General features: G+C 51.4%; 6 protein-coding genes. All 6 read left to right on the forward strand.

Features of this window, described 5'->3' with window-relative positions; translation table 11 throughout:
* Positions 1–43 precede the first annotated feature (43 nt).
* The 6 genes from CRO74_RS03565 (at position 44) to CRO74_RS03590 (ending at position 11456) form a co-directional block, all read left to right on the forward strand.
* Entirely contained in the window at positions 44–1126 is a 1083-nt protein-coding gene (locus tag CRO74_RS03565; RefSeq protein WP_097124608.1) for a FecR family protein, read from the forward strand.
* 210 nt (positions 1127–1336) lie between these two features.
* Positions 1337–4834: a TonB-dependent receptor gene (locus tag CRO74_RS03570; RefSeq protein WP_097124609.1), complete on the forward strand. Its 3498-nt coding sequence runs from the start codon at positions 1337–1339 to the stop codon at positions 4832–4834.
* A gap of 14 nt (positions 4835–4848) precedes the next feature.
* Positions 4849–6663 carry a RagB/SusD family nutrient uptake outer membrane protein gene (locus CRO74_RS03575; protein ID WP_097124610.1) on the forward strand — a complete coding sequence of 605 codons (1815 nt, stop codon included), beginning with the start codon at positions 4849–4851 and terminating at the stop codon, positions 6661–6663.
* 120 nt (positions 6664–6783) lie between these two features.
* The gene (locus CRO74_RS03580; RefSeq protein WP_097124611.1) at positions 6784–8457 is read left to right on the forward strand and encodes a glycoside hydrolase family 43 protein; all 1674 of its coding nucleotides are present in this window, start codon (positions 6784–6786) and stop codon (positions 8455–8457) included.
* A 164-nt stretch (positions 8458–8621) separates the two neighbouring features.
* Positions 8622–10904, forward strand: a complete 2283-nt coding sequence (locus tag CRO74_RS03585) for a glycoside hydrolase family 127 protein (RefSeq protein WP_097124612.1) — start codon at positions 8622–8624, stop codon at positions 10902–10904.
* A gap of 30 nt (positions 10905–10934) precedes the next feature.
* Positions 10935–11456 carry a VOC family protein gene (locus CRO74_RS03590; RefSeq protein ID WP_097124613.1) on the forward strand — a complete coding sequence of 174 codons (522 nt, stop codon included), beginning with the start codon at positions 10935–10937 and terminating at the stop codon, positions 11454–11456.
* Positions 11457–11634 lie beyond the last annotated feature (178 nt).

The raw sequence follows: 11634 nt of genomic DNA on the forward strand, positions 1-11634 counted from the left end.
GCCGAATCTCCATACTATCATTAAAAATACCCAAAAAGTACCAATGGACTTTCCAGCTGGCGATTTTTCGACCGTCGAGGATTTTTTAGAAAACGACGCTTTCCGGACCTGGGTGATGGAAAGGCGTTGGGAAGACCAGTTGGTTTGGCAACAATGGCTGTCTAACCACCCGGAGAAAATTGATCTCTACGAGCAGGCAGTGGCAATTTTCTTAACCCTTCAGGGAGAAAAAGTTGCCCTTTCCGATCAGGAGGTAAAAGAGAAAACAAAACAAATTCTGGATCAGATTCCGGATGCAGAGATCCCCGTAAGACCATTGCTTAGCGGGCAGTGGGGGCGTTGGGCTGCCGCAGCCAGCGTATTGCTCTTGCTGATCTGGTGGCAGGCAGGCCAGCCAGCGAGCCGGTCGATAGCTGGGTTGTTTACCGGAGAAACACCTGCCCTGGCGGCTGGTAAGTGGAAAATTGTGAAGAACGTAGCCGATCGGTCGGTAACGGTGCTGCTTCCCGAACAATCGTCGGTGCTGCTATCGGTCAATAGTCAGATTCGTTTTCGGATGGGGACCGACGATTTATTGCGGGAGGTTTACCTGCAAGGAGAAGGTTTTTTTGAAGTAGCCAAAAATCCGGCGAAACCGTTCATCGTGTATACGGATCGGTTAACAACCCGGGTAACGGGCACGAGCTTTCAGGTTCGTTCCTTTGCTAATGAATCGAATGCATTTGTGAAAGTTAAGACGGGGAAGGTCTCCGTTACGCCGGTTAGCTTTCCCGGCTCTACAGAAAAGGAAGTGCTGCTGGCCGTCCATCAGCAACTAAGTCTGAATTCGAAAACGGATAAGGTTGAAAAGAAAGTGAATCGGCCGCTGGAGAGTGGAACGTCCGAGATCATTACCCACCAGTTCAAGTTTGATTTCACGCCTGTTCCAGAGGTGTTTACCCAGTTAGAAGCTGAGTACCACATGCCTATCGTTTATAATCGCGAGCTGCTCAAGAACTGCACGTTTACGGGACAGCTGGATGATGTTCCGTTTCCTGAAAAAATCCGGCTGGTATGTCAGACAATAGAATCCAGCTTCAGCGTAGTGAATAACCAGGTGGTCATTCAAAGCGCCGGTTGCAATTAATTATTTATTCTAACTTCTCAATAAAACCACAGTACCCTATGATGTAAAGTTAACATCCGCCAATAACGACAAAAGGCGACAGTGCTTCCAACACTATCGCCTGTAAAGTCCCCACTTTTTGTGCCTCTTCTAACACGTAACCCTTTGTACGGGGTAAGGGAATTTTTTGTCCATTCTTTAAAAAAAAAGAACAACAACGTTCACAAACTTATGCATTACATTTTACTAAACCGCAGTGTTTGGGTCAGGATTATGAAAATCACAAGTCTACAAATCTTGTTCGCATTCGCCCTGGTCAACATCAGCTTTGCCTTCGATGGCAACGCACAGGAACTCTTAGGTCGACGAGTCAGCATATCGGCTCAAAATCAGGACGTTGAAACCGTTTTCAAACGAATTGAAAAACAGGCCAACGTTCAATTTTTATTTAGCCGGGAGATCATTCAGTCGAAGCGAAAAGTGACCTATCAGGCCACCAATGAACAGCTTTCTCAATTGCTGGATCATATTCTGACACCCCTCAACTTAAAATACGAGGTGATTGGTCAGCAGATTCTGATAAAGCGGGAAACGGCCCCAGCCACACTCCCGCAGCAAAACTCAACCAGTAAGATTAGAACGGAAGAAGCGCAGGATGTGCAGCTCTCCGGTCGGGTTACGGGCGACAACGGCGAAGGGTTGCCGGGCGTGAACATTCAGATAAAATCGACCAATCGCGGCACCACGACCGACGTGAACGGTAATTATAAACTGACCGTACCGGACGGCGCAGGCACGACGCTGGTTTTCTCGTTCATCGGCTACCTGACGAAAGAGGTAGCCGTTGGCTCACAAACGACCATTAATGTTACCCTGGCCAACGACGATAAAACGCTGAATGAAGTTGTCGTGGTGGGCTATGGCACCCAGCGCAAACGCGACGTGACGGGCTCGGTTGTGTCGGTCAATGAAGCGACGCTGAAAGAAGTCCCCGCTCCGAACATCGTAAACCAGTTGAAAGGACGCGCGGCCGGGGTGACCATCGTGAGCAACGGATCTACGCCCGGTTCGCAAGGATCGATTCGTATCCGGGGAAACCGGACGTTAACCACCAGCAATGGCGATGGGCTCGATGGTCCGCTGGTAGTAGTCGATGGCATTCCGTACGGCGGTTTGAATGACATCAACCCCGATGATATTGCCAATCTGGAAATCCTTAAAGATGCTTCCGCTACCGCCATTTACGGATCGCGGGGAGCGGGTGGCGTTATTCTGGTGACCACCAAACGCGGAAAAGTGGGTAAACCCGTGTTTACCTACGACGGCTATCATGGCATCACGACCATTATGGGCAAGTACAACATCATGAATGGCCCCGAGTATGCCCAGTTCAAACAGGAGGCTGCCAAGTACAACCGTTCCGCTCCCGGAACCACGGCTTATCCACTTACCATTAAGGAACAGGAAGCACTGGCCGCCGGCATCTCGACCGACTGGCAGGATTTGATCTACAAAGCTGGCTTCAATACCAACCACCAGTTGGGTATGCAGGGTGGGTCCGACAATACGCAGTACTCGCTGGGTCTGGGTTACTTCAACGAAACGGGTATTATCCCCAGCCAGAAATTCGAACGGTATACCATCCGGGCCACCATCGATCAGCGCCTTGGCAAAAACATCAAGATCGGTTTAAATACCCTGAACACGCTGACCTACACTAACACCCCCGGCGGTGGTGGTATACCGGGCGGTCTGGTTCGGTTAACACCCCTGGCGTCTCCCTACAATGCTGATGGCACCGTAAACCTGTTTCCATCGGAAGGATCGATCGATGCGGCCGGGATCAGCCCGCTGACCATTATGACGAAGAAAGATTCCTATCTGGGTCGTACGCGGTCACTGCGGACGTTCAACAGTCTGTATGCAGAAGTTAACCTTTTGCCGGGTCTTCGGTATCGGTTCAACGCCGGTCTGAACTTCAGCCAGTCGAACTACAACGGCTACGGTGGTCCACTTACCTATTTCAACTCCGCTACGGTTCAGTCGTCGTCCAACGCCGAGATCAGCAATACGGAGTACTGGGATATTAACCTCCAGCACCTGCTCTATTACGACAAAACGTTTGGCAAGCATAAACTGGGCTTCACAGGACTGTACGAAGTGACTCAAAACCATTCGCTGGGAAGCCGGTTCACGGTGACCGGGGTGCCTGCCGACTACATCAAGACGTCCAATTTCTCGCTGGCATCGGGTCAGCCCGTGGCTAACTCAGACTTTGGCAACTCCTTTGCCGAAACGGGGCTGCTGTCTTACATGGGCCGGGTCAATTACAGCTACGACAGTCGCTACCTGCTAACGTTAACCCTGCGCCGGGATGGGTCGTCTACCTTATCCCCGCAGAATCGTTACTTTAACTACCCTGCCATTGGTGCTGGCTGGAACATTATCGACGAGCCGTTCATGAAAAGCGTTCCTGCCATTTCGAACCTGAAACTGCGGGGTGGCTGGGGAATTTCCGGCAACCGGAACGTAGGGGCGTACTCGACACTGGGTGCCCTGTCGGCAGGCTATTACAACTTTGGTCTGGGTACGGCCGGTCAGCAACTGGCGTATACGGTTACCAGCCTGCCCGCAACGAATCTGGGCTGGCAGTCGACCTCGCAGGTCGATGTGGGTATTGACTTTGGTTTCCTGAACAACCGGATTACGGGTACGGTCGACTGGTATCTCCAGAAAACCAAAGACATTCTATTGTCTGTACCACTGCCTCCGAGCAACGGTGCCGGTTCGACGCTGAAGAACCTGGGCAAAACAGAAGGCCGGGGTTTAGAGACATCGCTGACGTTTGAGATTTTCAGAAAGCCCGGCGGTTTCAACTGGAGTGCCGACCTGATCTACTTCTTTAACCGGGAAAAAATCACGCAGCTCACCACTCCAACCGAACTCTCCAACATAGGGGCGGGCTGGTTTGTGGGAGAGCCCCTGTCGGTCATCTACGATTACAACAAGATCGGTATCTGGCAGACATCCGATAAGGAAAACGGTACCCTGGCCAAACAAACCTCGCCGGTGCAGTTTCCCGGTCAGATCCGGGTTGAAGACGTAAACGGCGACGGGAAAATAGACCCCAACGACCGCAAGATTCTGGGCAATTTCCAGCCCAAGTGGGAAGGTGGCCTGACCAACCGGTTTACCTTCAAAAACTTCGATGCGTCTATCGTGACCTTCGCCCGGATGGGCATGAAAGTGGTTGTACCTTACCTGACGGGTAACTCTACCGGTTCGGGCGGATTTGCGTTCTTCAACCAGGGTCGGGTAAACCAGGTAAAAACCGACTATTGGACGGATACCAACCCAACCAACGCCTTCCCCGCACCCGATGCCGGTGGTGCTGTGGCTAATTTTGGGTCAACGCTGGGTTACTATGACGGGTCGTTCGTTAAGATCAGAAGTATCAACCTCGGCTACACGTTCACCAGCCAGTTGATTAAAAAGATCGGCGGCAGTTCGGCCCGGGTTTATTTTAACGCCACCAATCCGCTCATCCTGTATTCGCCATTGGTACGCGACAAACTGACAATCGATCCGGAGGGGAATAGCTACGCTAGTGGTCAGTCGACGCTCAATGACCAGTCGGGAAACCGGGCAACCCCGGAGCGCCAGATCGCGGTAAACCTGAATAATCCACCCGTTCGGCAGTTCACATTCGGCGTAAATCTTAAATTCTAATTCTGGACATTCCTATGAAACATATAAAAGTTTGGGCCATGGTCGGCCTTACGGCTTTACTAAATACAGGTTGCGAAAAAATTCTGGAAGAAAACCCACAGTCGCAGATCGTCCCCTCCTACTTCAATAGCCCTGCCGGGGTATTAGGTGGTATTGCCGGGGTGTATAACGACATTCGGGGGCAGTGGGGTACAGAAGGTTTCACGGTGGAAATGCAGGCCGGTACCGATGATTTCGTGCAGGGTGCCAGTTCAGGCGGTGGCCCCGCTTATACCTATAATGGACTGAACGGAAGCAATTTCGGTTCGGCCTGGGGCGTCGCTTTTCAGGACATCAATACCCTGAACGGCGTATTGCAGTACGGGGCTACCATAGACTTGCCCGAGGCTACCCGCAAGCAGTACCTGGCCCAGGCCAAGTTTCTGCGTGGGTTCTGGTATTTCTATCTGGTGCAGACCTGGGGAGATGTTCCGCTGAATACTACGTTCATTACGGTACCCTCACAGGCCGCGTCGCGCCAGCCAGCCGCTCAGGTATATGAGCAAATCATTAAGGACCTGACCGAAGCGGCCGCTGATCTGCCCAACACGCCAACTGCTCCGTTCCTCGGCAAAGCCGCTACCAAACCCGTGGCGCAACTGCTGCTGGCCAAAGCGTACCTGACCCGTGGCTGGCTCAACAATACGGCCGCTGATTTTACGCAGGCCGCTACGATTTGCTCGGATATTATTGCCAATAAATCGGCCTATAGCCTTGATCTGTGGGCGGACTACGGTGATGCGTTTGCGCCCGCCAACGACTACGGCAAAGAAACCATGTTTGTGAGCGATCACGTACTCGATCCGAAGTTTGGTTACTATACAGTAGGTGGAGCCGCTGGTGGTGGAGCCGCGCAAAACCTGACGCCCTGGTTCACGAACTGGAACTACCCGAACAACAGCGGTGTCAACTCGTTTGTGAATGCATCTGGAACCCTGGTCAACAGTGGCACCTCCGGCATGATTCGCGATTCGCAGTACGGACGTCCGTACATTCGGATGCGGCCTAACACAGATAAACTGAAAACGGGTCCGAATGCGGGTAAGAGTTATTTTCTGGATCAGGCATTTACCAAACGGGATGTCGATACCCGCTTTGCCAATTCGTTCACCACGGTCTACATCGCCAATACGGCGGTTACCAACACGGCTACGGCGGCTAACAACAAACGGGGTATCAGCTATACAACCGTCGTCGGAGCCGACACCGCCGTTTGGCTCCCCGATTTCGAGGTGGCGGGTGCGCCACAGTTTGTCGGCACACGGCCCTTCAAAGGGATCGTGGTGCCCCCCAGCTTGTGGAACAACGGTATTTTCCCCGCGCTGAAGAAATTCATGGACCCCAGCCGGGGCGCCAACTTCAACGACCCGTCGACCCGTCCGGTTGTGCTGTACCGTTTCTCGGATGTGTATCTGACGGGTGCCGAAGCGTATCTGAAAGCGGGCGATGCCACCAAGGCGGCCGATCTGCTGAATGTCGTGCGTCAGCGGGCAGCCTTCAAAAAAACCAACACGCCCGCTCAGAACACCGCAGCCGCTGCAGCCATGGTTATTACGGCCTCTGACGTAACGGTCGACTTTATTCTGGATGAGCGCAGCCGCGAGTTGTTTGGCGAGTGGCAGCGTTGGCATGACCTGGTTCGTACCCGCTCGCTGGTCCGTCGTGTAAAGGCCTGGAATCCGGAAGGAGCACCTTACATTCAGGATTTTCATATGTTGCGGCCCATTCCCCAGACGCAGATTGACCGGGTGGTCGATGGGCCGAAGTTCCCGCAAAATCCGGGGTATTAACAAACCACAGTTCATTTAAGGATTAGATAAAAGAGGATTAAGACTTTATCCTCTTTTATCTTTTTTGCCATTCTGTACGCTGCTTCCTATACCCGAAGTCCAGCCAAGCCCAATTGGATTATGTTTAAGAACCTGATGATAGCTGTTTCGACGGCCTTCTGCTTAGTTACGAGTTACACGCTCCCGGCGCAGACCACATTGGTCAACCCCATCCTGACCGGCTTTTACCCCGATCCGAGCATCGTGCGGGTGGGGGCAGATTATTATTCCGTACATTCTACTTTTTCCTATTTCCCGGGTTTGCCCATCATGCACAGCCGCGACCTGAAAAACTGGAAGCAAATTGGTAATGTGATCAATCGTCCTTCACAAATGGAGTTTATGGGCGAGCGGATGACGCGCGGGCTGTTTGCTCCGGCCATCACTCATTATAAAGGGACGTACTACGTTACCTGTACGGATATTGACCATGATGGAAATTTTGTCGTAACGTCCAAAAATCCGGCTGGCCCTTATAGCAATCCGGTGAAAATTCCGCAGGTAAAAGGAATTGACCCCTCCATTTATTTCGATGAAGAAACCGACAAAGCCTACATCATTTACAACAGCGATGCGCCCGACCGCAAACCGCTGTATTCGGGCCACCGAACCATCCGGATGTACGAGTTCGATTATAAGAATTTGACGGTGCTGGGCGAAGAAAAACAGTTGGTGAATGGGGGTGTAGACCTCTCGAAAAAGCCTGTTTGGATTGAAGGGCCCCATATTTTAAAGCATAACGGTTGGTACATACTTTATGCGGCCGAAGGCGGAACCTCCGTCAATCACTCACAGGTGGCACTCCGCAGCAAAGATATTTGGGGGCCTTATGTGCCGTTTGAAGGTAATCCGGTACTGACGCAACGAGGCTTACCAGCCGACCGGCCCAACCCAATCACGTCGGCGGGACACGCTCAATTTATCGAAGGTCCCGATGGCAACTGGTATTCGATTTTCCTGGCGGTACGTCCTTACGAAGGCGATTATTACAACACAGGCCGCGAAATGTTCATTGCTCCGCTGACGTGGGTAAACGATTGGCCGATGATCGAACACGGCGAAAAAGCGATTGAGTACCAATACAAAACCAACATCAAAGAAGTAAAACAGAAAGGGGCTTTGCCGCAAAACGGCAATTTCGCGTATACCATGACGTTCGATAAAGGGCTTGATCTGTCGATGCTTTTTTTGAGAACGGTGGATAGCAGTTCGTTTAAGACGTCAAAGGCTAATGGGCTTACGCTTACACTCAAACCGGAAACAATTTCAGAAGCCGGAAATCCTTCGTTCGTGGGTAAGCGTCAGCAACATTTAACGAGCACCGCCGAAACCGAAGTGAGCTTTTCACCAAAAACGGATAACGAAAAAGCGGGTTTGGTGATTTTTCAGGACGAACGCCATTTTTACTTCGCGGCCAAATCTAAAAGCGGAGGCAAAGACGTGATTCAGTTATTCAAGAGCAAAGACAAAACCCTGGAACTGGTGACTGAAGTCCCTTTAACTTCATCCGCTGCCAGAGTAAATTTCAAAATACAGTCGGAAGGTGCCTTGTACAGTTTCTACTACTCGACCGATGGGAAGAACTGGAAATTATTGAAAGACCAGGTTGACGGCAAGTTCTTGAGCACCAAAGCGGCCAACAGCTTTATTGGCTGCGTGTATGGCCTGTATGCGACGTCATCAGGCGAAAAATCCGGGAATTCGGCTTCGTTCAAGTACCTGAAATACAAAGGCGACGACCCGATGTATAAGTAGTAATTTGTCATCCCGAGTTTTTTGTCATCCCGACGTCAGGAGGAATCTCTGGGTGAGCCAGAAAAACCTCCGGTTACCGAAGATCCCTCCTGACGTCGGGATGACAAAGCGCCGGAACCAACGACCACATTGGCAGAACGGTCAGAATAAACACAACGTTACCCTTGAAAACGACCTTATTACATACCGCTTTTCTCGCACTGCTCAGCGTCACGACGTTGGCGCAGATGCAGCCGTTTACCTTGCAGGAAGTGAAGGTAACGGATGGGCTGTTTAAGAATGCGCAGGATGTTGACCTGAAGTATATCCTGGCCCTGAACCCGGATAAACTGCTGGCTCCGTACCTGATCGACGCCGGACTGTCGGAAAAAGCCCCGCGCTACGGCAACTGGGAAAGCTCGGGTCTGGATGGGCACATCGGCGGGCATTACCTCTCGGCGCTGGCGATGATGTATGCCTCGACCGGCAATTCCGAAACGAAAAAACGGCTCGATTACATGGTCGATCAACTGGCCCAATGCCAGGTGAAGAATGGCAACGGGTACGTGGGTGGCATTCCGCAAGGCAAGGTATTCTGGGAGCGGGTTCACAAAGGCGATATCGACGGCAGTAGCTTCGGGCTGAACAATACCTGGGTGCCGCTCTACAACATCCATAAGCTGTTTGCCGGGCTGCGCGATGCTTATGAATACGCTGGTAACCAGCAGGCTAAGCAGGTACTGATTGGCTTGGGCGATTGGTTCGTTGAGTTGATAAAACCCCTGTCCGACGAGCAGATTCAGAAGGTGTTGCGTACTGAACATGGTGGCATCAACGAAACCTTCGCCGATCTGTACGTCCTCACAAAGGACAAGAAATACCTTGAAACGGCGCAGCGGATTTCGCACCGGGCCATTCTGGAACCGCTGCTGGCGCACCAAGATAAACTAACGGGCCTCCACGCCAATACGCAGATTCCGAAGGTGATCGGGTTCGAGAAAATCGCTTCGCTGACGGGCAGGAAAGATTGGTCGGAAGCGGCCATGTATTTCTGGCAAAACGTGTCGCAGACGCGCAGCGTAGCCTTCGGCGGGAACAGCGTGCGGGAGCATTTCAACCCGACAACGGATTTCAGCCAGGTGCTGCGCTCAAATCAGGGGCCGGAAACCTGCAACTCGTTCAATATGCTACGCCTGAGCAAGGCCCTGTTCCTGGACAAGAACGATGTGAGCTACGTCGATTTCTACGAACGGACGATGTACAACCACATCCTGTCGAGTCAGCACCCCGAAAAAGGCGGGTTTGTCTATTTCACGCCCATTCGTCCCAACCATTATCGGGTATATTCGCAGCCCGAAACCAGCATGTGGTGCTGTGTGGGGTCAGGCATCGAGAACCACACCAAATACGGCGAACTGATCTATAGCCATTCGGCTAATGACCTGTTTGTCAACCTGTTCATTCCCTCGACGGTGAACTGGACAGACAGAAAGGTTCAGCTGACTCAACGCACCGAGTTTCCATACCAAAACCAGTCTGAACTGGTTGTATCAACGACAAAACCACAGGAATTTTCTCTGAATATCCGCTACCCGAAATGGGCGGAAAACCTGGAAGTGCTGGTGAATGGGAAAGCACAGGCCGTTACCGGAAAGCCAGCCAGTTACGTAGCAATTAACCGAAAATGGAAATCGGGTGATAAGGTAACCGTCCGCTTCAAAACGTCGACGCGGCTGGAGTACTTGCCCGACGGCTCTAACTGGGCGGCTTTTGTGAACGGTCCCATTGTGCTGGCGGCCAAAACATCGACAGCCGACCTGAAAGGACTTTTTGCCGACGATAGCCGGATGGGGCACGAAACCAAGGGCAAGTTATACCCGATCACGAATGCCTATGCACTGGTTGGCGAACCGACAACGTACCTGAACCGCCTGAAACCGGCCAATAATCTGCAATTCAACTTAGACTCACTGACGTTGCAACCGTTTTACGAGGTGCATGACGCCCGCTACCAGATGTATTTCCAGACCTTTTCACAGGCGTCTTTCGATGAACAAAAGGCTCGGTTAAAACAGCAGGAAGCTGAGGCACTGGCCCTGGAAGCGATTTCGGTTGATAAGATAAATTGTGGCGAGCAGCAACCCGAAGTCGATCATCAGTACAAAGGCGAAAAGAGCGAATCGGGTTACGATGATGAGCAGTTCTGGCGACGTACCCGGTCGTTTATTGCCTACCAGTTACAGAACAAAAACCGGACGGGTAAATACATTGACATTCGTGCTTTAGAGACTATAACGCCGGACGCTATACAGTTTCTAATCAACGAAAAACCGGCTGAGGTTCTGTCAACAAAGGGAAAAACAATTCGCCTGAAGGCCGATGACAGCGAAGTGATCACGTTGATAATCAAGGCTCAGAACGGAACAAACACCCCTCGCTTTCACCAAATCAGACTTGTAACGAACTAACAAATGCCTCTTTTCAACAAGACCAGAATCATGACAATTGCCTATAAATGTGTCAGAACAACACTATTTGTGTTTTTGTGTGCCCTGAGTGTTCATGCGCAATCCAATTTCTCCAGTAAAACGATTGGTGTTGGCGTCGTTGTGGCCGACATTGACCGTTCGATTGATTTCTACGTGAATGGCATCGGTATGGTCAAAACGGGCAGCTTCACCATCAATGAAGATTTCGGCAAACGCTCCGGCCTGACCAATGGCGTAGCGACGAACGTAACCATCCTGAAACTCGAAAACAGCCCCGACGCCACGGATTGGAAATTGATGAGCTTTGGCAAAAAAGCATCGCACCCAAAGCCGAAATACATTCAGGACGATACCGGCATGCAGTACATTACCATTCAGGTAAAAGCGCTACAACCCATCATCGACCGGCTGACGAAGATGAACGTTTCGTTTTTGGGCAGTACACCCACGCCCCTGAATGCCAAAGCCCACTTTGTATTTGTGCAGGACCCCGACGGAAATTTTATCGAACTGATCGGGCCGCTACAATAGTCACGAAATTTAACTGATTGCTTTAGTCGATTCGCTTAACTGTGTTTTTGTCATCCCGACGCAGGAGGGATCTTCTATCGCCGGAGGTTTTTTTAGCATCACCCGAAGATCCCTCCTGCGTCGGGATGACAAAAAACTAGCAGCAAAAAATCTTCTACAAAATGCTCACTACTAAGAG

This window comes from Spirosoma fluviale, assembly GCF_900230225.1.
GTDB lineage: Bacteria > Bacteroidota > Bacteroidia > Cytophagales > Spirosomataceae > Spirosoma > Spirosoma fluviale.